Annotated in this window: 21 protein-coding genes; 4 read left to right on the forward strand and 17 right to left on the reverse strand. The window is 37.2% G+C overall.

Annotated elements, in window-relative coordinates:
* Window positions 1-2: 2 nt before the first annotated feature.
* From RCG19_RS07795 to RCG19_RS07845, 11 genes are all read right to left on the reverse strand, one after another.
* Window positions 3-1,082, reverse strand: coding sequence for a glycosyltransferase (locus RCG19_RS07795; protein WP_308110381.1), 1,080 nt, complete (start codon window positions 1,080-1,082; stop codon window positions 3-5).
* A gap of 6 nt (window positions 1,083-1,088) precedes the next feature.
* Window positions 1,089-2,216, reverse strand: a complete 1,128-nt coding sequence (gene wecB / locus RCG19_RS07800) for a non-hydrolyzing UDP-N-acetylglucosamine 2-epimerase (protein ID WP_308110382.1) — start codon at window positions 2,214-2,216, stop codon at window positions 1,089-1,091.
* A 17-nt stretch (window positions 2,217-2,233) separates the two neighbouring features.
* Window positions 2,234-3,085: an SDR family oxidoreductase gene (locus RCG19_RS07805; RefSeq protein WP_308110383.1), complete on the reverse strand. Its 852-nt coding sequence runs from the start codon at window positions 3,083-3,085 to the stop codon at window positions 2,234-2,236.
* A complete protein-coding gene (locus RCG19_RS07810) occupies window positions 3,082-4,116 on the reverse strand; it encodes a polysaccharide biosynthesis protein (protein WP_308110384.1) in 1,035 nt (344 codons plus the stop codon). Before RCG19_RS07810 ends, RCG19_RS07805 begins: the two co-directional genes overlap by 4 nt.
* Window positions 4,109-5,317, reverse strand: coding sequence for a glycosyltransferase family 4 protein (locus tag RCG19_RS07815; protein WP_308110385.1), 1,209 nt, complete (start codon window positions 5,315-5,317; stop codon window positions 4,109-4,111). Before RCG19_RS07815 ends, RCG19_RS07810 begins: the two co-directional genes overlap by 8 nt.
* Complete coding sequence (locus tag RCG19_RS07820; RefSeq protein ID WP_308110387.1) at window positions 5,317-6,213, reverse strand: NAD-dependent epimerase/dehydratase family protein; 897 nt, start codon at window positions 6,211-6,213, stop codon at window positions 5,317-5,319. The genes RCG19_RS07815 and RCG19_RS07820 overlap by 1 nt, the downstream gene beginning before the upstream one ends.
* A gap of 25 nt (window positions 6,214-6,238) precedes the next feature.
* Entirely contained in the window at window positions 6,239-6,832 is a 594-nt protein-coding gene (locus tag RCG19_RS07825) for a sugar transferase (protein WP_308110388.1), read from the reverse strand.
* A 107-nt stretch (window positions 6,833-6,939) separates the two neighbouring features.
* A complete protein-coding gene (locus RCG19_RS07830; protein ID WP_308110389.1) occupies window positions 6,940-8,766 on the reverse strand; it encodes a polysaccharide biosynthesis protein in 1,827 nt (608 codons plus the stop codon).
* Window positions 8,767-8,904: 138 nt separating this feature from the next.
* Complete coding sequence (locus tag RCG19_RS07835) at window positions 8,905-9,666, reverse strand: tyrosine-protein phosphatase (RefSeq protein ID WP_308110390.1); 762 nt, start codon at window positions 9,664-9,666, stop codon at window positions 8,905-8,907.
* A 97-nt stretch (window positions 9,667-9,763) separates the two neighbouring features.
* Entirely contained in the window at window positions 9,764-10,462 is a 699-nt protein-coding gene (locus RCG19_RS07840; RefSeq protein ID WP_308110391.1) for a CpsD/CapB family tyrosine-protein kinase, read from the reverse strand.
* Window positions 10,452-11,201, reverse strand: a complete 750-nt coding sequence (locus RCG19_RS07845) for a YveK family protein (RefSeq protein WP_308110392.1) — start codon at window positions 11,199-11,201, stop codon at window positions 10,452-10,454. Before RCG19_RS07845 ends, RCG19_RS07840 begins: the two co-directional genes overlap by 11 nt.
* Before the next feature lie 227 nt (window positions 11,202-11,428).
* Between RCG19_RS07845 and RCG19_RS07850 the strand changes: the two genes are divergently transcribed.
* The gene (locus RCG19_RS07850) at window positions 11,429-12,223 is read left to right on the forward strand and encodes an SGNH/GDSL hydrolase family protein (RefSeq protein ID WP_308110393.1); all 795 of its coding nucleotides are present in this window, start codon (window positions 11,429-11,431) and stop codon (window positions 12,221-12,223) included.
* 187 nt (window positions 12,224-12,410) lie between these two features.
* On the opposite strand, the gene RCG19_RS07855 is transcribed toward RCG19_RS07850, so the two are convergent.
* Window positions 12,411-14,957: an Ig-like domain-containing protein gene (locus tag RCG19_RS07855; RefSeq protein WP_308110394.1), complete on the reverse strand. Its 2,547-nt coding sequence runs from the start codon at window positions 14,955-14,957 to the stop codon at window positions 12,411-12,413.
* 502 nt (window positions 14,958-15,459) lie between these two features.
* On the opposite strand from RCG19_RS07855, the gene RCG19_RS07860 reads away from it, so the two are divergent.
* Window positions 15,460-16,806, forward strand: coding sequence for a sensor domain-containing protein (locus RCG19_RS07860; RefSeq protein ID WP_308110395.1), 1,347 nt, complete (start codon window positions 15,460-15,462; stop codon window positions 16,804-16,806).
* Between the two features lie 507 nt (window positions 16,807-17,313).
* Here RCG19_RS07860 and RCG19_RS07865 read toward each other — a convergent pair.
* Both RCG19_RS07865 and RCG19_RS07870 read right to left on the reverse strand, forming a co-directional pair.
* The gene (locus tag RCG19_RS07865) at window positions 17,314-17,817 is read right to left on the reverse strand and encodes a PTS sugar transporter subunit IIA (protein WP_308110397.1); all 504 of its coding nucleotides are present in this window, start codon (window positions 17,815-17,817) and stop codon (window positions 17,314-17,316) included.
* A gap of 52 nt (window positions 17,818-17,869) precedes the next feature.
* Window positions 17,870-19,294: a M24 family metallopeptidase gene (locus tag RCG19_RS07870; protein ID WP_308110398.1), complete on the reverse strand. Its 1,425-nt coding sequence runs from the start codon at window positions 19,292-19,294 to the stop codon at window positions 17,870-17,872.
* Window positions 19,295-19,946: 652 nt separating this feature from the next.
* Here RCG19_RS07870 and RCG19_RS07875 point away from each other — a divergent pair.
* Window positions 19,947-20,480 (forward strand): hypothetical protein, encoded by a 534-nt coding sequence (locus tag RCG19_RS07875; protein WP_308110399.1) that lies wholly within the window; start codon window positions 19,947-19,949, stop codon window positions 20,478-20,480.
* Window positions 20,468-20,722, forward strand: a complete 255-nt coding sequence (locus tag RCG19_RS07880) for a hypothetical protein (RefSeq protein ID WP_308110400.1) — start codon at window positions 20,468-20,470, stop codon at window positions 20,720-20,722. Before RCG19_RS07875 ends, RCG19_RS07880 begins: the two co-directional genes overlap by 13 nt.
* Window positions 20,723-20,915: 193 nt before the next feature.
* On the opposite strand, the gene RCG19_RS07885 is transcribed toward RCG19_RS07880, so the two are convergent.
* From RCG19_RS07885 to RCG19_RS07895, 3 genes are all read right to left on the reverse strand, one after another.
* Window positions 20,916-21,953 (reverse strand): glycosyltransferase, encoded by a 1,038-nt coding sequence (locus RCG19_RS07885; protein ID WP_308110401.1) that lies wholly within the window; start codon window positions 21,951-21,953, stop codon window positions 20,916-20,918.
* A 153-nt stretch (window positions 21,954-22,106) separates the two neighbouring features.
* On the reverse strand, window positions 22,107-22,262 hold the full coding sequence (locus tag RCG19_RS07890) for a YwzD family small protein (RefSeq protein ID WP_308110402.1): 156 nt from the start codon (window positions 22,260-22,262) through the stop codon (window positions 22,107-22,109).
* 179 nt (window positions 22,263-22,441) lie between these two features.
* On the reverse strand, window positions 22,442-22,840 hold the full coding sequence (locus RCG19_RS07895) for a cytochrome-c oxidase (protein WP_308110403.1): 399 nt from the start codon (window positions 22,838-22,840) through the stop codon (window positions 22,442-22,444).
* Window positions 22,841-22,961 lie beyond the last annotated feature (121 nt).

Here is a 22,961-nt window from a genome sequence, read left to right on the forward strand (position 1 = left end):
AATTACCTCCTAGCTACAATATGATAAAGTAGCGACTCTAAATTCTCATCATTTGGAATATTATTGGGATTTTTATAGCTAATATCGCCATTAATTACCTTTAAGAGAATTCCAGATAATTTATCAGGTACATCGTGAGGGAAGAAAAATGCATTCTCATATCCATTTAATATTTCGTTAGAAAAAGTACAATCAGAAGCAATAATCATTCCTTTGTGCAGCCTAGCTTCGAGAAGCGGCAATCCAAATGTTTCAATATAAGAGGGAAATAATAAAACTGAGTTTGCATATAATTTAAATACCTTTTCTCTAGAAATACTACCGATAAATTCTATAGGAAGCTGCTGATTTATGACTTCTTCATGAAGCTTTTTAATTTCCTCATTCTCTTTACCATTTAATGTGAATATAAATTTATACTTATTATCAGTTTTATTTTTTAAAATTTTGCATGCTTCAATTACCACTTTATGATTTTTATATTCAAACCCACTTGCCGGATAAAAAAAGGTAGACATTGAGCTAATATTTGGATCGAAAAATTGTTTTATCTCAAAATTAATTTTAGGGGGAACTACGCTTATTTTCTCTTGCTTAACACCCGATTTTTCTAAACATGCTTTTTTCATCCATTTTGTTTGAACAATTACCTTATCTGCTATCTTAATAGATTTAATGATATTTTTAGATATTACATTTTGGTAGATCCATAAATGTGTATTTTTTTTAAAGGTAAATTTATGATCTATAAATGGTAATGAATTATGGACATATAAAATTTGCTGCTTCTTCACATGAGGTATAACAACATTTTGAAATGATATAATTTTATCGATTTTGTGTTTTTTGATTAATTTTGGCGCTATTATATGATCAAAAAATAGTCTATGAGCCCAACTCTTCTTTATCCATGGAAACCTTATAACTTTTACATTTTCCGTTTCCATAAGAGTAGGCTTGCTTAGAACAAAAGTCCATTTAATATCATAACCCTTATACTTTAAGACTTCATCGTAAAATTCATTAAGAATAGTTAATGCTCCAACAGTTTCTGCTGGAACATTAAAAACCATTACATTCATAGGAAGTTATTCCTTTCCCCATATAACCTTATTAACAATTTTAGTATAGCTTTGTATTATCTTAATAACTTTCACTGAAACATTAGTATCAATGTAATCAGTTACAGGAAGTACCAGTTCATTACTATCCCACATATCTCTACATAGCTCAACAGACTGTAAAACGTCTTGTTTCTTTATTCCCCCAAGGATAATAGTTCCCTTATCCAAGGCCTCTGGACGTTCAGTTGAAGTTCTAATTGAAACTGCAGGAAATCCTAGTATTGCTGCTTCTTCAGGGACCGTACCACTATCAGATAAAACACAATAGGAATTTACCTGTAGTTTATTGTAGTCAAAAAAACCAAAGGGTTTTAAACTTTTTACTAGTGGATGAAACTTAAATTCTCTTTTCTTTATGATATTTTGACTTCTTGGATGAGTGGAATAAATTACTGGCATTTGATAATGATCAGCTATTTCATTAATGGCATTCATTAAAGATAAAAAGTTTTTTTCATTATCTATATTTTCTTCTCTATGAGCAGAAACTAAAATATATTTACCTTTAATTAAACCAAGGCTATCCAAAACATTACTATTATTAATTTTATCCTCATACTTTCTTAGTACTTCAGCCATTGGGGATCCAGTAACATAAATATGTTCCTTCCTATAGCCTTCTGAAATTAAATATCTTCTTGCATGTTCTGTATATGGAAGATTAACATCAGATATATGATCCACTATTTTTCTGTTAATCTCTTCCGGAAGATTCTGATCAAAACACCTGTTACCTGCTTCCATATGAAAAATAGGTATTTTTAATCTTTTTGCTGGTATTGCAGATAACGAAGAATTAGTATCTCCAAGAATCAATAGCGCATCGGGTTTTTCCATTTGTAAAATATCAAAAGATTTCGCGATAATATTACCCATAGTTTCACCCAAATTATCTCCTACACTATTTAGGTAATAATTAGGCTCTCGAATTCCTAAGTCATCAAAGAAAACTTGATTTAATGTATAATCCCAATTCTGCCCAGTATGAACTAATACATGATTAAAGTATTTATCCATTTTCTTAATAGTTTCACTCAACCTGATAATCTCAGGTCTGGTTCCTACTATTGTCATTACTTTTAATTTATTCATAATTTTTCCCTCTCGTTTTATAAATAATATGGATATAATTCTGGATGATCGTATACCCACTCTTTCATTTCTTGTATCATATCCTCATATGAAGGGATTATAAAATTAAAATCCCTCCGTGTATTTAATAGAGATTTATTTAAACTAAAATCCTTATAATTATTAATGGTCAACTGATTATTTTTAAAGTACTTATTAAATAAAATTAACATTTCATATTTATTTATACTCTCATTATTCACAAGATTATATAATCCAGTTAAATTTACTTCTACGGCCTTTTCCATCGCCTTAGCTAAAGTAAGAGTAGTTACACCAGTCCAAATAGCCTTACTGTATCCATTAATTTCTCCACTTTGCTTCATAAACCAGTTAAATAAGCCAATTCCCTCTTCATTCATATCTGGACCAATGATAGAATTTCTAAATGTTAAATCTTTATTATTTTCAAGTTCACCTAACGCCTTTGATCGATCATAAAATGTTTCTCCATCTTTCAAAGAGCTCTCCTTATAATTTCCGGTTTTTCCGGAAAATACACAATCAGTACTCATGTGAATAACCTTAGTATGACTATCTTTTGTAATATAACTTAAATAATGCGGGAGATAACTATTCATAAAGACAGCATTATGTTTATTTTCTTCTGCATCGCTATTTAAAATACCTATACAATTAATAACTGCATCGAATTCCCCAGTTTTAACCAGATCTTCTAATAAAGGTGAATTTTTTATATCACCAATAACATTTTCACAATAGTTAAATGGTTTTCGGGAAAAGGTTGTAACATGATGTCCTTGTTCTTTGAGATAGATAGCAATTGTATGACCAGCCATCCCTGTTGCACCTAAAACTAAGAATTTCATTGAGTTACTAACTTCCTTTCAAACTCTTTTAGTTCATGTTGGATATAATCAAGACTTAAAAGTTTTTCTTTAATTTGCTCTATATTTAACCGCTCTGTATTATGAGAGTTATATTCATCTGAATAAGCGAGTAATTCATTTCCCTCAACAAAATACTTGTCGTAATTTAGCTCTCTTTTATCTACGGGAACTCTATAGAATCCACCCATATCCTCAGCCGGAATATACTCTTCTTTAGTTAAGAGGGTTTCATATAATTTTTCTCCATGTCTTGTTCCAATTATTTTTATCTCATTTTCCGCATTAAATAATTCTTTTAAAGCTTGAGCTAAATCTCCAATTGTCGATGCAGGTGATTTTTGAACCATAATATCCCCAGAATTAGCATTTTGAAAAGCAAACACAACCAACTCAACAGCTTCCTCTAAACTCATCAAGAAACGAGTCATCTGAGGATCAGTAATTGTTAATGGATTGCCACTCTTAATCTGCTCTACAAATAATGGAATAACAGAACCTCTCGAGGCCATTACATTCCCGTATCTGGTTCCACAAATCATCGTTCTCTCTTGTGGTACTGTTCTTGATTTGGCCACAAAAACTTTTTCCATCATCGCTTTCGAAATACCCATCGCATTAATTGGATATGCTGCTTTATCAGTAGAAAGGCATATAACTTTCTTTACACCTGCTTCTATTGCTGCTGTAAGGACATTTTCTGTACCTAACACATTTGTTTTAACAGCTTCCAGAGGGAAAAATTCACATGATGGAACTTGTTTTAATGCAGCTGCATGGAATACATAATCAACATTATACATTGCATTTTTCACACTAGAGATATCCCGGACATCCCCAATAAAAAACTTAATTTTATCATTTTTATAAAGCTTTCTCATATCATCCTGTTTTTTTTCATCTCTGGAAAAGATTCGAATCTCACCGATATCAGTATCTAAAAACCTATCTAATACAGCATTACCAAATGAACCTGTTCCACCAGTAATTAATAAAGTTTTCCCTTTAAACAATTTTAACATCTCCATTTATTTTGATTTTTGTTAGCAATATATTTATTTTATCCATATATATCTTTTTAGAAAAGTTATGATCATAATAACATTTTGCATTTTTACCGTATTCTGTAAGGGTATCTTTTTCAGCAGCAAACCTCTTAATATTACTTGCAAATTGTTTATAGTTTTCTGCTGATGCACATAAACCACAATTCGCATCATTAATAACAATTTCAGTTTCCCCGTCAATAGCTCCTAAAATCGGCTTACCTGACGCCATATAAGATTGAACCTTATTTGGTAATGTATAAGATATAAATTTATTTGCTTTCAATGTAATTAAAAATGCATCAGCCATTTCGTAGAATATTGGCATTTCAATAATCGGATGCTGCCCATAGAATATTACATTACTTAAATTAAACTGCTTTGCTAATTCCTCACACCTCTTACGTGAAGATCCATCCCCCACTATATGAAACCTTATTGATTGTTCATCTTTAATCTCATTTGCAGCATAAATAATTGTTTCTACGCTCTGCATTTCCCCAATATTCCCTGCGAAAACTAAATTTATAAATCCATCATTCTTCTTTTTTGGTATATCTTCAAATATTGCTTCAGCATACACAGGTAGATAAGTAATATTCCTATTAATATCTAATGTATTATTAAAATATTCTTCAAAAAGCTTTGAACTAGTAAATATCTCATCTGCACTTTTATATATCCATTTGGAGAGCTTCAAAAGAACGCTATAAATTTTACCATTCGGAGATATTCCCCCGGATACAAGGCTTTCAGGCCATAGATCATGACAATACAATATTAAAGGTTTTTTTGTTATCTTTTTTAATAGGATACCAGGCAATGCCATGGTAACTGGAGAAAGCTGATAAACTAAAATTAAATCAAAGTCTTTCTTAATAAACATTGCTTTTATGGATGAAGACACTGCAAAACTAAAGTAATTCAACGCTAATCTTTTAGTTCCCTTTCCTCTTCCTAATAGCCACGATCGATAAACCTTAACTCCGTTTATTACTTCTTTTCTATTTCTTAATGCTCTATACTTCTTATCTACAATCCCACTTGGATAATTCGGAAGTCCTGTAAGGACTGTTACCTCATGCCCCTCTTTTGCAAGTTCAAAACAAATATCACTAACTCTAAATTGCTCAGGAAAGAAATATTGACACACTACAAGTATCTTCATTACTTTTTTCCTCTTTGTTTACTTTCCAAATATCTCTTTACTTCTCCTTTAATCCCTTCTGAAAAAGATAATGGAGAGTAACCAATGTCCTTTGCCGCTTCATCGTAAGTAAATACCTTATCTTCCTGCATTCTAAGTACCTGTTCTACAGAAATTAAAGCATTTTTATTAATTAAATTGTAAATTTTCGCTGAAAATATTGAAAACCATAACGGTATTTTTACTATTGTATTTTTTTTGTCTAGTGTTGCGGAGACACATTTTATTAAGTCCAGATATTTAATAGGATTTCTTCCAGATAAATTGTATTCCTTATTGAAGGTTATATCCCTTTTTTCAAGAATATCATAGTATGCATAACCTAGATCTTTGGCATGAACAGGCTGCATCAAATTGTCCCCTTTTCCAAACATAGGGAAAAACTTATGCCTGTTTAAATAATCGACAAGTTTATACATATTTCTATCTCCTGTGGAGCCGTATATCATTGTGGGCCTTAATATTGTAATACCAATTTGATCTCTCATTTTAAGAATTCTTTCTTCAATTTCAATATACACTTCTGATGCACTTTTATATTTTGAGTATCTTCCTGTAGTGTGAACAAGTATTGCCCACTTCACCTTATTTCTAATAGCGGCATCCATTACATTATCTGAAAATAATATAGTTGAGATATGGACCACCGTTTCCACACCCTCCATAGTTTTTTCTAGAAATGCTTTGTCTTCTAGACTACCAAATACCTTTTCTACTTTTAGCCCGGATTTATCTAGTAAAGTTGTATCGCTATTATCCCTAACCAGACATCTAATTTTACCTTTATACTTTTCTTTTATTAATCTATCTAAGAACCATTTACCGGTATGTCCAGTAATTCCAGTAACATATAACATATTTATTCCTCCGAAAACAATTACTTTAGTTACTACTACCCTCTTTTACCCCATCACTTTTAAGCACACTAACAACAGTCAAAAAGAACACCTTTATATCAAAGAAAAAACTCGCTCTATTAACATATTCCCCATCAAGTTTTGCTTTAGTTTCAATCGGCAATTCATCCCTACCATTTATTTGTGCCCACCCAGTAAGCCCCGGATAAATATCATTCGCCCCATATTTATCTCTCTCAGCAATCAAATCATACTGATTCCAAAGACAAGGCCTTGGGCCAATCACACTCATTTCACCTTTAAGAATATTAATTATTTGCGGAAGTTCATCTAAACTAGTTTTGCGCAAAAGTTTCCCTACCCTAGTAATATGGCTTTTTGGGTCTTTTAACAGGTGAGTGGGTGTATCTTTTGGTGTATCAATCTTCATTGTTCTAAACTTTAAAATATAAAACTCTGATTTACCTTTTCCAATCCTACGCTGCTTAAAAAATACCCGTCCATTTGAATCAAGCTTAATACAGATTATTAATATTAAAAAAACGGGTGAAAGTACCACAATCCCAATAAAGGAAAGAACAAAGTCTAATAATCTTTTTAAATACCTTCTATAAATCACTTTAACATCCACCTCAATCAAAAAGGTTAATTAGTATTTAACCTTCTTCGCCATAATGACAAGTAACTAACCAAACATATATTTTTTTGTTCTTTTAATTCAACTTGCTACTTAGCAACAGACAAATTTGAAGAACTTTCAAACCTATTATTAGCAACATCTATCAAAGTATTATGCATCTCTCTTTCAGACATAGTCAACAAGCTCTCAATTAACTCGCTCATAACACTAGCCTGAATAACCTTCGCCTTCCCAATATGAATCTTCGGGTAAACCTGCTCCGGATGAACTTCATTTTCGTTCAACAATTCCTCATACATTTTCTCCCCGGGCCGAAGTCCTGAAAACTGAATCCCGATTTCTTCTATAGTATATCCCGACAACTTTATCAGGTTTTTCGCTAAATCCACAATCTTAACTGGCTCCCCCATATCCAAGACAAAAACCTCTCCGCCACGTGCTAAAGACCCAGCCTGAATCACAAGCCGCGAAGCTTCCGGAATAGTCATAAAATACCGTGTCATCTCCTCATGAGTAACCGTAACCGGTCCACCAGCAGCAATTTGCTTTTTAAACAACGGAATAACACTACCACGACTGCCCAATACATTCCCAAATCGAACCGCCACAAATTTCGTATTACTATTCGGAGCCAAACTCTGAATAATCATCTCCGCAAACCGCTTTGTCGCACCCATCACATTCGGAGGATTAACCGCCTTATCTGAAGAAATCATCACAAACGTATTCACACCGAAGGTGTCCGCCGCCTCCGCAACATTCTTAGTACCAAAGATATTATTCTTCACAGCTTCCCTGGGATTATATTCCATAAGAGGCACATGCTTATGCGCAGCGGCATGGTACACTACAAACGGTCGATGCTCCTCCATCACATCAAAGATTCGCGTCCGATCTTGAATATCACCGATAACAGGCACAATCTCAATTTGATCTTGATACATTCTACGCAGCTCCATATCAATCAAATAAATACTGTTCTCCCCATGTCCTAGTAGAACAATTTTACTAGGATTAAACTTACAAATCTGTCGGCAGATTTCCGAGCCAATCGACCCGCCTGCACCAGTAACCATTACGGTTTTTCCAGATACCTTTTCTGAAATCCCGGCAATATCCAATTCCACCGGTTCTCTTCCTAATAAATCCTCCACCTGGACATCACGGAATTGATTCACCGTTACTTTCCCCGTCATTAAATCCTCAAGTTTAGGGATAATTTGCGTTTTCGCCTTAGTTTTCGCACATTCTTCAAAGATTCGTTTCAATTCTTTCTGACCCAATGAAGGAATCGCAATCACGATATTTTCTATTTTGTATTTCTCCACGGTTTCCTTAATATGTCTGGAATCCCCGGCAACTGTAATCCCCAGAATCTCTAATCGATATTTCTTCGGATCATCGTCAATAAAGGCAACAGGCTTCAAGTCAATCTCATGGTTATTAAGTAACTGCCGGGCAACCATGGTGCCACCTGCACCTGCGCCAATAATCAAGGTCCGCTTGATTTCCTTCTGTTTTGTCATAATGTTGTCTCTGAACATCCGCCACGAAAACCTCGATCCACCTATGAACAACACATGTAGCATCCATGCAATCATCAATGCCCGAACATAGATATTACCAAAAACCAGCTTCTGCATAATTCCCGTAACGATAATCGTTAGCGTCACAGCCTTGACAATCGCAACCAGCTCGCCGACACTCGCATATTCCCATGCCTTATTATAAAGTTTATATATGAATGCAAATACGTGATGGCAAGTAAACAGTGTAAGTGCCGTCACTGGCAGCATGGGAATCTCAAAAATGTCCCAATCCGGATTCAGTGTAAAATAGCTTATGTACACTGCGGATAATACAATGAATGAATCCAGTATAGCGAGTGCAGTCAACCTCTTTCCATATGTCATCCGGCCATTCCCCCTTTTATATCTATTTCGTTTCTCAAAACATCTAGGCAAAAAAATAAATATCTAACGGAAACTCATGTGTATCACACCTGTCCTTTCATTAGATATTTATTATTGGTGTAATCAACATATCCTTGGTTAGAAAAACAGAAACTTCTTTCTCTTTTTAATTTCGATTGGCATTTCTTTTATGATATTTTTCTTCTCAATCAGAAGCTCTGCATTTTCTTTAAAAAGATAGACATAATCTGAACCAAACTTAGAATCTATTAAACTAAAAGCTTCGTCCATTTTAAATGTTCGATTATTCACATTATGAGCATCTGAAGCAATGAAATGCGTTTGATTGGATTCAATTAATTGCATCGAGTAGTTTTTAATCTTTTTACCGAAGTAACCGCAAAGACTGGATGCCGTTACCTGTGTTAACGCACCCTTTTCAACCAATTTATATAAGGTTTCTGGGCGTTCGATCAATTCGGCATTTCGCTCGGGATGAACAATGATGGGGGTCAACCCTTTGACTTGGATATCAAATAGGAGTTTTTCTGTATACCTTGGAACATGACTTGATGGGAATTCAATAAATACATACTGACTGTCATTCAATGTTTGAATATCTCCAGTTTCTAAGTCTGCTAGAATTTCACCAAAAATCCTCGGTTCCTGACCAGGTAAAATCCTCATGTTGATGTTTGCCTCTTGCAGGCTTTGATTTAACTCTTCCACTTTTTTTAAAATGGATGGCTTCCGGTTATCATATTGACTATTTAAATGAGGAGTGGCGATGATGGTATGAATGCCTTCCTTCACAGCTTCCTTTGCCATGTTCAGGCTATCTTCGACATTCTTTGCTCCGTCGTCAATCCCGGGCAATATATGACAATGAATATCAATCATTCGACACACTCCTCTTCCAATTAACTGTCATTTTAATAACTTTACTAGTTTAGCACTATTTTACTACATCGTACATAGCGAAAAATGTCGAATATGGTCATTTTGTACCATAGTAATAGTAGTAATTAGTATCTTGAACCTTCTTATGATTCACTACCACACCAAGTAACTTACTTTGTGCAGAATCAAGAAGCTCTTTTGCCTTAATCATTTGCTCTTTCTCTGTCTTCCCACTATAAACAACTAGAACAGTACCCTCACAACGATTCGATAAAATTTGCGCATCCGTTACGGCCAATAATGGCGGCGTATCAAACAGGATGATGTCAAACAGTTTCTCCGATGTTTGGAAGATTTGCTCCATCGATTTTGAACTTAGTAGCTCAGACGGGTTTGGCGGAATCGGACCGCTTGTTAGTACAAATAAATTTTCTACACTCGTTTCGGAAATAGCCTCTTCTAAAGAGATTTGTTTTGTTAAAACGGTTGTCAATCCAAACGTATTCGTTTGATTAAACGTATAATGAACGGTTGGCTTTCTCATGTCAGCATCCACAAGTAGGACCTTTTTCCCTTGTTGAGCAAACGTAACAGCAAGGTTAGCTACTGTTGTTGATTTCCCTTCTCCTGGTCCCGAAGAAGTAACCATTAACGTTCTTACGTTTTTATCAACGGTTGAATACTGTATATTCGTTCTAATCGTCCGGTATTGCTCAGAAATCGGTGATTTAGAATCCATCATTGTGATCAGTGATCGTTTATTATTTACTATTTGCTTCCCTTTTTTAAGAGCCAATCGTCTCACCTCTTAAACTAGCATTTTGTTTTGTTCTACCACTTTGCAGTTTTTTCATTTGTGCTTCATCAATAATGGCAATCGTACCAAGAACAGGTACACCAATAAGTTTTTCGATTTCTTCTTCACTTTTGATGGTTGTATCAAAGTAATCTAATAGGAAGGCTGCCCCAACACCCACCATTAAACCAACTACTAAAGCTATTCCAACATTCAATAGTGGCTGTGGCTTAATTGGTGATAAATGCTCTCCTACCTCAGCCTTCGCCAGAATACTGACGTTATTTACACTCATAATTTTTACAATTTCTTTCTGGAATACTTCGGCTGTTTTGTTAGCAATCTTTGCAGCCCTTGCCGCACTTTTGTCTTGAACCGATAAATTTACTACCTGCGAATTTGTTTCATTGCCCACTGTGATTTTTCCATTTAGTTCGCTTACGGTCATATCGAGGTTTAAGTCCTTAATGACCAACTCGAGAATTGCTGGACTTTTTATAATAACATTGTAGGTATTAATTAATTGAAGGTTTGTCTGTACTTCATTATATTGAACTGCACTTTGTTCATTTTTTGATTGGTTAACAAGAAGTTGTGTCGAAGCCTGGTAAATTGGTGTTAAGAAAAAGTAGCTCACGATACCGCTGATTAATACAGCAATGAATGTTATGCTCACTATTAAACGTAGTCGTTTGCGCAAGGTTTGCAGCAACTCTTTTAAGCTGATTGTTTCCTCCATGTGGTCCTCCCCTGTATCTTTGAAAATTAAACCAACAACTAGTATACCATATTATTTGTCATTACTTCCTCATATTTGTAACTTTTTAGGCATTTTTGTCGTCTTTACTTTTTCTATTCTACACTCTTTTGTAAGTTTTTGTAGATAAAAAGTAAAATTGGAATTAATTTTCAAATGGTTCTCTGCTATAATTAGATTTGCAATCATATTTGGGGGTATCATGTATAATGAAAAATTTTCTTACGATTTTATTAGGGCTTGCCTGCGCAGCCGTTCTTATCTTCGGTCATTCCTATTGGAATAACCGGATAGAAGCCGCACCACAGAAAACGTCTAGTACTTTAGACAATCAAGCGAAGACAACAACGCAAACGGCTGAAAATGACACACCTAATGAAGAGATCATGGCTTACACAAGCAATTGGCCAACCAAAGCCGTTGACCGTTTTAAGCAAGCACTAAAAGAAAAGAGACATTTCAAGGTGCTCTTTGTCGGTTCACCTGCCATTGGCTCCGAAGAAGCTGGTATGTACCCGACAGTAAAAGAGAAGTTGATAGAGACATTCGGGGACAAGAACATTCAGGTTGACCTTAAGACCTACAATTCCACCACTACCCAATTCGTGACTCAAAATAAACAAAAGGAAATCGCTGCTGATAAAGCAGATTTAATTATCCTTGAGCCATTTATTCTTGAGAACAACGGTGTCGTACTAATCGATAAAACCTTAAATGATATCACTAAAATAATCGATGAGGTACAGGTCAAAAATCCGAATGCAGCCTTTATTCTTCAGCCATCCTACCCGCTTTATCAGGCAAAGATCTACCCTAACCAGGTAGCGGAGCTTAAAAAATGGGCCGAGCAGAATAAAATTGCCTATCTGGATCACTGGACCGCATGGCCAGATGCCAATACAGAAGCCATAAAGGACTATCTTAATTCCGACCAAAGTGCTCCTAATGAAAATGGATCCAAGGTATGGAGTGATTACATCCTACAGTATTTTATCAGTAAGTAATACTTCTCAGCGAATCGCAAGATTCGCTTTTATTTTTCTTCTCTTTTCCCAGGTTCCATCCTAGAAAGGATTTCCGCTGTTGATGACGGTAATGAATGTGTACAGTTGAAAACCCTCCCTAATTTTACTGTTAGGGAGGGTTTTATTTGGGTTCACTAAGGTTCTCATTTATATCCTAATGGTTGCCTCAGTTCGTTTTCATTTGATAGACACTAGGGACATCATGTCCATTATTATGAATATAAACGATAAAATACGAATTTCTTGTTGAAACTCCATATCTAAAGCTAAATCTAATATTCCATTGTGAAATTGGGCTTATAGTCGTAGAGATACCACTTGCAGCTAAATTTTCTTTTGTATATATGCCGGAAAGTCTCCCATCGTCATAAATTTCTATTTTGCTGATATCAATATCTCTTGATAAATAATTTGTAAGTGTAATGCCATAACTATTTATATAATCCCCTATAATAACGCTACTTGTACCAGTAAGAAGTAGACTTGATTGAAATGACTTTACAGTTAAATTAAGTCTAACCTTGTCTTCATATCCCTCTACAGTTCCCTGATAAGTTCTTACACCGATTACGGATGTGTCAACTGAAGATGAATCCCAAACTACATCCTTTTCAACTTGTGTTTTATTATTCATACTTACCTGAGCCTTTGCAGGTAGTGAATAATCATCCCACTGATATACAGTACTATTTATATCATTTATACTTTCTATTTTTAATGCTAGAACATTTAAAGAAAATCGTGCTGTAAAACCTCCATCTACTGTTGTCGCAGTGATCATTGCAGTACCCTCAGAAACTGCAGTTACGGTTCCAGTGGAATCTACAGTCGCTACAGAAGGATCAGATGATGTCCAGTTCCTATCTTTATTTGTAGCATTCTCCGGCAATACAGTAGCAATAAGGGTTTCATTACTTCCGACAATTAAAGTACCAGAAGTTTTATTTAAACTTAAAGACGTAACATTAATAGGTTGAACAGTTACCCTACAGCTTGCTGTATAATTCCCATCTGCAGTGGTGACGGTAATGGTTGCAGTGCCTTCAGATTTAGCTATAACTTTACCATTAGCATCAATAGTTGCAACGGCTGAAGCAGATGAGGACCATTCTACAGCTGGATTTGTGGCATTAGCTGGTGATACAGTAGCTGTTAGTGTTTCCTTATCTCCTATTTTTAATGTAGCAGAGGTTTTACTTAAACTTATAGACGTAACACTGATAGGTTGAACGGTTACCTCACAGCTTGCTGTATAATTCCCATCTACTGTGGTGACGGTAATAGTTGCAGTGCCTTCAGATACAGCAGTAACTTCACCATTGGGATCAACAGTTGCAACGGCCGGAGCAGATGAGGACCATTTTACAGCTGGATTTGTGGCATTAGCTGGTGATACGGTAGCAGTTAGTGTTTCCTTATCTCCTATTTTTAATGTAGCAGAGGTTTTACTTATACTTATAGCCGTAACACTAATAGGATGAACGGTTACCTCACAGCTTGCTGTATAATTCCCATCTACTGTGGTGACGGTAATGGTTGCGGTGCCTTCAGATTTAGCTGTTACTTTACCGTTTGGATCAACAGTTGCAACAGCCAGGTCAGAAGAGGACCATTTTACTGCTAGATTTGTGGCATTAGCTGGTGATACAGTAGTTGTTAGTGCTTCGGTAGCTCCTATTTTTAAAGTAGTAGCAGTTTTATTTAAACTAATCGAGGTAGCATTTACCAAAAGCGAAGCATTAATCTGAGCTTCTACTGTCTGGCTAACCGCTTCGGTTCCTCCTAAAATGACAACATGTTTAACATGTTTCTTTTTCATAAAATTAAGTGTGTCTGTTGAAATAGACCCTTTATCTGTCAATAATATTGGTGCATTACTCTTTGCAGCTAAAGCAGAACCGCTTAAAGCATCAGGAAAACTATTGCCTGTTGCTAAATAGACAGTATCATAATTCAAACTGGCTTGAAACTCAGTATTTATTAGAATATTCGTTCCATACCTCGTGCTTCCTCCTAATCTTTTACTATTAGGCAGTTTTTGATCTAATGATGTACTTAAAACATCATTACCACCTAGTATATAGGAGACAGGTATTTTTTTACCCTTGATAAATTTCTCCGTATTCGTGCCTAGTCCTGCTTTTTGAGACAGTAATATTGGCATTGACTTGATTGTAGCAATAGAAGCCATAGATAGTGCATCAGGAAAATTTTCACCTGTTGCTACTGCAATTCCATTATTCACTCCAATTTCCTCAGCGATTTTTACTGAAGTATCATATCTATTTATTCCGGCAAGTCTAGTTATACGTATCCCTAATTTTTTCAGTTGATTTTCTACGGAAGTACTGATTACCTCAGTCCCTCCAATAATAAAAGCATGTGTTGTTCCCAATTTAGTTAACTCGGTCATTACATCCTGACTAAGAGAATTGGGTCTTGTCAGAATGATCGGCGCATCCTTTGACTTAGATAAAGCAGAGGCAGATAAAGCATCCGGAAAGTTTAATCCGGTAGCAATAATAACATTAGCTGCATGCGTCCACCCTGTTCGAACTATACTAAGTGATGTCTCATATCTGTCAGTCCCTGCTAGTCTTGACGTCATTACACTAGTAGAATTGGATTGTGCACTAGCTTTACCTACTGGGAGACTTTGAAAAATTAATAAAAGACTTAAAACTACAAAGATCACATATTTCCTTTTTAACATAAATACATCTCCACTTCCATTAAATAAAAACCTCTGAAACCTTTTTTCTACAAATTTATTACCAACTTTTCGTGAATAAGACAAGAGAAGGGCAGGCAAATACCATTTATATATTTTACTAGATTAATTGTCGAATGTAAATAAATTCCCAGTTTAGATTTGCCTTGATATCTTTGACTGCTAATCATCATATTCCTTCCAGAAAAAAATTGTAGTTAACAGCAGACTCCCGTTTACAATTCCCACCAAAAACCCTTTACGACTTCTAAAAAGCGATCCGGTTCTTCCAATATTGTAGGAACGTGATTTTTAATGGACCACGGATGGAATGATTTCTACTTCTCCAGTCTTTTATAATCGTTTGTTTTTTCATTCAACAGGATTATGGTAAAATTAATAATCCAAGAAAGAATGGGGAAAACTATCTGTTATTGTAAAAACTCGTGAAGAATACATGCCACTTGACGAGCCCCTAAAAATCCCAAGGGGGACATCACTTATTATGTTTGTATTTCATGTTTCTTATTTAACCATCATTCTCGTGCTTGTGGTGATGGCCGTGATCGCCTGCTTCTTTTTTATGAGGAAGAACCACAGGCTGAAAACCACTTTACTTGAATTAGAGGAGAAACTCACCTCTGTTTTGGACTATACGACAGACGCCATTAATATTACCGATTTAGATAGCATGGTCCAGTATGTGAACCCTGCCTTTGAGCAGATGTATGGCTGGAAGAATAAAGAGGTGCTCAGAAAGCCACTGCCCATTATCCCAGCGTCCCTTCGGGAGGTGGAAGAGCAGCAACGGGCCCAATTACTTGCAGGGGAAGCGATTCGCCATTGGGAAGCCCAGTTTCTTCGGAAGGATGGCAGACTGATCGATGTGAGTGTCTCGATCTCCCCCTTACGTGCTTCAAACGGGGAGATTAACGGCTTTGCTGCGATCACACGGGATGAAACGGAGCGAAAGAAAATCGAAAGAAATTATCAGATGATTGCGGAAAACACTTCTGATATGGTTCGTTTAATTGATAAGGATGGCATTATTCAGTATGCCTCGCCTTCCCATCAAACCGTGTTAGGGTACAGCCCAACTGAGTTAATTGGACTCAAGTTTCCTCTTTTTATTCATCCTGACGATCGCGAGACTTCCATCCAGGAGTTCGCTGACATGATGAACAAACGTTCATTGGTGAAGATGGAATATCGAAAACAACACAAGGATGGTCATACCTTGTACGTAGAATCCCATTACAATCCTTATTTTGACCAAGCGGGGAAGTTAACCCATTATATTGTGGTGTCTCGTGATATTTCGGAACGGAAGCATTATGAACAGACCCTGAAGGACCTTGCCTATCTGGATCCCTTAACAGGTATTCTGAATCGGAGGGCTTTATATAAGATTTTGGCCGAAACGGTTGAAAAGGCAGGAGCCGAGGAACGCAGGTTTGCCCTGTTTTTCCTCGATTGCGACAGGTTTAAGTGGGTCAATGATACGATGGGACACGATATCGGCGATGAATTGCTGAAACAATTGACCGCTCGTATTCAGGATGTCCTTCCTGCGGATGCATCCCTTTTCAGACTAGGAGGGGATGAGTTCGCCATCCTGGTTTCGCGTATGGACGGGATGGAAACGGTCACGAGGGTGGCCGAGTCCATCTTGGCAACTTTGCAGCATCCATGGCTGCTCGGTGCCAACGAACCCATTAACGCTACTTGTTCCATTGGCATCAGCCTGTTCCCGAAGGACGGGACGGACATAAAAACGGTCATGAAGCACGCCGATCATGCCTTATATGCCGCAAAAGCGGGTGGACGGAATCGATTTCGCTATTATCAGTGATGGTTGATGAATGGTGGGGGCCGGTTGAAATGTAGGCCTCCACTCTTGCGTGATTGTAGAGATACTATTGTTCTGTAATATGAAGTTACTATATTAAAAACATAATATAATCTGTTTGTTACCTTCCTTTAATCTTCGTTTGGTAAAGTGAATGCATTCATTAAGCGAATATGAGGTGAACGGATCAAATGAAATGGAAGGCTATCTTTTGTTTTTTTCTAAAAAATCATAAATACAGTTACTATACGAACGAATGCATTCGATGTGGGAAGGAAAGAACTATTTCTCATCATCCCCATTCACAACAGTAAACTGATGGCCAGTTAGTCTCATGCTGCCTGTAAATACAAAATGCTCCTCATTCGAGGATCTATACCTATTTACCAAACAACCCATTGCCTCCAGTCTGCTTTCTTTACACAAGACAATACGAGGCATGGGCTTTTTCAACTACGGTATCTAAAAAAAGGGTCAGACAAACTCGTCATGTTTTGTCTGACCCTTTTCCTATTTGGCTGTTACCGTTAAGATCATTTCTTCCCCAGCTGTTACCTTTCCTGCTGACATCGGCTTTTCTACTGTTTCAATAGAGTCAGGATTCGTAATAATAAGCGGGGTGATAATATCTTTTGCCTTTTGCTTCACTAATTCTAAATCAACCGTCACAAGCAAGTCGCCGGCTTTTACCATGTCCCCTTCCTTCACATGGACAGTGAATCCTTCGCCATTCATAGAGACTGTTTCCAGTCCGATGTGCAGTAAGATTTCCGCTCCATTCACCGCTTTAATGCCAATCGCATGTTTGGTAGGAAACACCTGTATCACCTCACCATTAACCGGTGAAACGATTTTCCCTTCAGCAGGTTCGATCGCAATTCCGTCTCCCATCATCTTTTGAGCAAAGACAGGGTTTGGAACATCTTCTAGCTTCACGATTTTGCCTGTTGCATAGGCCTTTACTTCAATGGTTTTTTCTACCTCTTCCTTTTTGCCAAAAAGCTTTTTAAACATCCTGATCATTTCCTTTACAGTAAAGTATCCCTTTATCCTACCGGCAGCGCCTTCATGGATTCGGTTGAAATAATAGTGCCTCTTCCTTATTTAATAGATAGGGTCTAAAGTATCCTACCGTGTCTGCTAGCGGCAGGACTTCAGGCTGGAGCTGGATATGCAATTCCTCCTCCATATACATTCTTCTCTTTACAAACCTGTCCCATAACTCGGGATAGGTGTTGGCTATTTCGTTTCGTAAGGCTTCATCCGCCAACGCAATCCCCGTCTCGGCACTGGCCCCTCCATAGTTAGGCACAGATGGAATAATGTCAATTTGGAACAACATGCCGCTCTTTAGAACCGTGCTCGATTCCGGATATACCGTCGAAGATAACCATTCCTCATCCGCGGTAAAATGGCCCGGATTTAAATACCAGTGATAATCTTCCTTCGGTAAGACCGTTTCCATTACATCATATAATTGCCCGCCTGTCATCCCGATTCTAATATTTTCTAACCAGGCCACAACAGCTGCATAATAAGGGATCGCGACTCTTGCTAAATAATCTTGCACCTCATTCGGCAGTTCCTCTGTTTTGCTGACGACATACCCTGACCGGCTCGCTAATCCCCCTTTATATCCGGTCGTGATCGAAAACTTATCCCCAAGTGCTACTTCCTTTTTTCTCGGATAAAGGACAGCATCCGTAAAGCGGTCCCCGGTCGCACAAATGGTGGTGACATTATGCGGTTGTCCGAATCTGGAGAGGAATGAGGCCAATTCCGTTTCGGTTTTACCGATTTCGAGATGATCTAAGGCATCTAGTACACAATCGGAAGCCAAACTGGAACCAAACTCATAATAGTGAATCTCATCGGCATTATTGATCGTTCTTATTCCGCCATTTTCACCCATTAACAGCGCGCTGCCATTCACTACCTTTGCCGAATGTTCCTGGGCTAGCTGTTGTAAAGTGTCTACAATGAAATAGGGAACATCAAACAACTGTTGATTTTCCTCTAACCTGCTGGTAAATACCTTCCAGCCGGCAATCCCTATATTTTTTCCGTCAAAATGAATGGCAGCCCCAATGATATCTTTGAAGCTTTTGTGATTGTCCATTGGCTGATTGGGCAAGGAAAAATGCGGGACATGAACCAGATCCGCTTCCAAGCGCGAATAGTTTGCCAGCTTCCCATTTTCATTCCCAAGGAATAAGGTTGACGCCCCGTTCGCTTCAATCGCTACTAACGCTTCCTCGAACCGAGGAATGAAGCCGGTGAAGTACTCAAAGTTGGCACCGTGTTCGCGGTCAGCGTAGATAAAAATTAGATCCATCCCTTTTTCCTTCATCGCCGTTACGAGTTTTTCTTTTCTTTCACGTAATGTTTGGTCTGATAAAACGGGAGGTTGATCATTAAACTTTAGGTCAAGACAGTTGACTTTGGCTAATGAAAACTTGTCCAGACTATATTTTTCTTTTAGATGTTCCATTTATCCACTTCCTTCTATTTATAATATCTATCGGGCCCATTGGCCGCACGATTTTTTATACGATCATTTCTCTGTATATTGATAGGTTTCACCGAGGATAAAGACATAATACTTATTCTAGCCATTGCTTTCAGTTTAGGAAATATATATCCTTGTTTACCAATAATCATGTCATACTTCATTATATTGATATTGATGAGCACCCGCAAACGCTGCAAAATGATCCTGTATCATCATATCAATTGAGGCATTTTTCCAAATGAACCGTAATGGCATTGCCAACGTCTTCATTTGCGCTCCTGAAATCCTTTACATTTCTTACCTTTCTTTTCACCAGAATTCTCCCCTTGATTTAGATAATATATCGGATAATTCACCCTTCCCATTCTTCATTTGATTTGATGGGCTTTATTGGAAGCACTCCCTATTTACCTCATGATAGCACTCTCAAAAAAGATAGTGGTCCAAAAAAAGAACGATCTATATAAACATGGGTCCAATGTCTCGAGAACGGCTTTTGCTTCTTCTAAAGCAAAAACCTCTCTACTTTACTCCAAACTATACGTGGATTTGTCTTTTTAATGTGTAACACTGTAAAATCAATGGAAAATATATGGTATAATGGACATAAGAATAATAGAAAGAGAGATAATTGGAAAGCATGATTGTTGATATGAAGACTGGTAAATCCGTGGATGTTTGTTTTCGTGAGTTAGATATATCTGATGTAAGAAAATTTGGACTCACGACAAGCAATGGTTGGTTTCATTGGGAAAAAGAGTTTAAAAACGAACTGAACAGAGTGTTTGGCTTGTTTATGTTAGGGAATAATAAAGATATACAAGGAGTAATTGCAATTCAAGAATGGGATCATAGTCAAATGGTCCACATTGCCTTAATGGAGTCAGCTCCTCATAATCAATTTAACTACCCTAACCAGCAATATGCTGCCGTAGGAAAAAATTTGTTATCTTTTGCTATGACCTATAGCCTTTCTATCCCTTCATTTGAAGGATTTGTTGGATTAATGGCGAAAAAGAATTATAATGAAGAATACTATACGAAACTCCAAGCTGAAATTTCTAATTACATAGATGGAAGACCCTATTATTATTTTGAAACAAGCTTTTCCAATTCCCTTGCTAAACACTACTTACCAGGAGGTGTCACAATATGTCCAAATTAAGCCCTTTTATTTTCCGTAATAACCCCAGTGGGATAACGGCTGTAAGAAAGGAACGTGATGAAATCATGCCTAATAAACATTTCATTGATGACATGGATGCCGCTTTCCCAAATGGAAAGTATGTTGAACCAAGTGATGGACCACCTAAAATCCGATTCCGGGATATGCATAACTATTGCAAACAAGTTGGAAAGAAACCACTCGAATTAACAAAGGAAGAAATGGAACAGTTTCGCTATTAAAAAAAGACTAAAGAGATTATTAATCTGATCCCCATAAAAAACACCACTTATATAGTATCTTACATAAGTGGTGTTTTTTATGGGGATCAAAACTTCCATGGGAGGAGACCACGGGGATCGTAAACTTTATAAAAATGAGTTCGTATGTCCAAAGGATGGCTTTCGCTTCTTCTGATGCAACGTCCTCTCTCCTTTACACCAAACTATACGATGGTTTTTCTTTTTCAACGGTGTCTGTTAGCCAATTTTCAAAAAAGGCTTGATACCCTTGCTTCATTACGGTGCTAGAAAATCTCTCGAAGGCTACCATTCGATTTTCTAGTGAAAACTTATGGGGTGAAGCAAGAGCCATATTCACGAGCTCGAACCAGTTGCTTTCATCGCCAGAAAAGGCATGTCTAGAATTGATATGATCGTAACATGGATGCATGGGCTTTACGATGATTTTTCCCATCGCAAGGGCTTCCGTTAACGGCATGGCGAAGGTGTCGAATTTGGAGCTGTTCCAATAGACCTTGGCCGTGTTCATCAGCGAAAATACTTCATCCTGCGAAAGGGCAAACTGCAGCTTCACATTGGCTGGAATCTTATATTTCTTCACACTTTCCCGGTAGCGCTCGCCGCCGAACACCATAAACACTTCCTTATCCGGATTTTGACGCGCATACTCCAAGACCAACTCTGGCTGCCTGTTCTCTTCATCCCTTCCAATCCAAAGGACGCGGTTGTCGACGATTTGTGTGGGATCAAAATAATGCTCTGCGACTGTTTCATCAAACCCAATCGGAATGACGGTGGCATCGTCGACAGCAAATTTTGAATGTAGTTCCCTTTTTAGAAATTCGGTTTGAACAATGGCCTTATCGACCATTTGGTAAAATGGTTTCATCATCTCATACCCCGTCAACGCCGGGTCTGGAAAACTATGCGGGAATAATACACTATTTTTTATAAACATCTTTAAAAAGGTAAATCCTGAAACGGTATAAATGACATGCTCGATTTTCTCCGCCTCAAGTTTGTCGAGCACCACATCGTAGTTGACCAAATCACCTTTTTCATGTTCGAAACCGGGAAGATGATCATAGCCGCTCACATGCCGTTCCGGAGAGATAAATACAATGTCTACCCCAAATTCACGGCAAAGCTTTTTTAAACGATCCGCATAAATTCGCGGTCCGTGCGCTTCCGTAAATTGTATCTTCCTCATGATTAACCCCACTTTTTTCATTTACACTCACCCTGTATATAGAAAATTTTATTATTTGGTCCGTATCTTTCCTTATCTATCATACTGCTTTTCCCTCTATTTTTTTAGACACAAAAAAAGCCATCAAGTTGTAATCACCTAACAGCCTTCTGTTTCTTCTATTTATATATATATTTAGCAGACCACCAATTGTTTCAAATCTGCTTTTATGTCCTCAAGCAATTTTTCCAGCGTCATTTCGGTCTCATTTACACCCTTATCATACGCCTTCTTCACAATCTCCGAAAAATCGGCGCTATTCAGGCTTTTTCCCTTAGCATTCCGCTCCAAGTTCCTATATCTCCTTCCTATGTATACTAGTTACCTATTTTACTAGAAGGATCGGTGATTGTAAATACATTTCCAGTTGATAATTGTGGAAATTGTATGAATTTTGTCGATAGCGCTGGTTTTTACAAATCTCAAAAAAGGCCACGAGAACCGTCCGTCCCCGTGGCCATTCGTCTTTCTTACATATTCAATTCTTTCGCTTTTTGAATCCGGCTCGCGTTGATCATTTTAATTACATTCGTCGTAAACAGTAATGTCCCTACAACTAACGCTAACGACCCAACAATTGTGACAGGCAGTCCTGCGGAAATACCGAATATCTCACAAGCCAAGCCAATCATCATCACCGGAAGCCCAATATTATGCAGCCAAAAGTGTGTCTTTGCCAATTTGGTTTGGGCAGCAAATGGATAAACGGAGTAAATCAAACCGAATAGGGCACAGGATACCCAGCCCAATAAATTCACATGTGCGTGTACGGACGTCAATCTGAAGTCTTGAATAATCCCCATGGTCATTCCTAGCAAAACCCCAATTGAAAAATAAACCGCGGCAATCTTTAAAAATGTCTTTCCCATTTCTCTTCCCCTTACTATAGTCATTTTGTCCTATTCTATTCTATTATAGTTTTAATTTTCTGGATTTTAGAGGGGGAAATTGGGTTTTTTACCATATTGATAGTGGAAACCTAAAAATGCA

Origin of the sequence: Neobacillus sp. OS1-2, from assembly GCF_030915505.1 — a bacterium.
Lineage (GTDB): Bacteria > Bacillota > Bacilli > Bacillales > Cytobacillaceae > Neobacillus.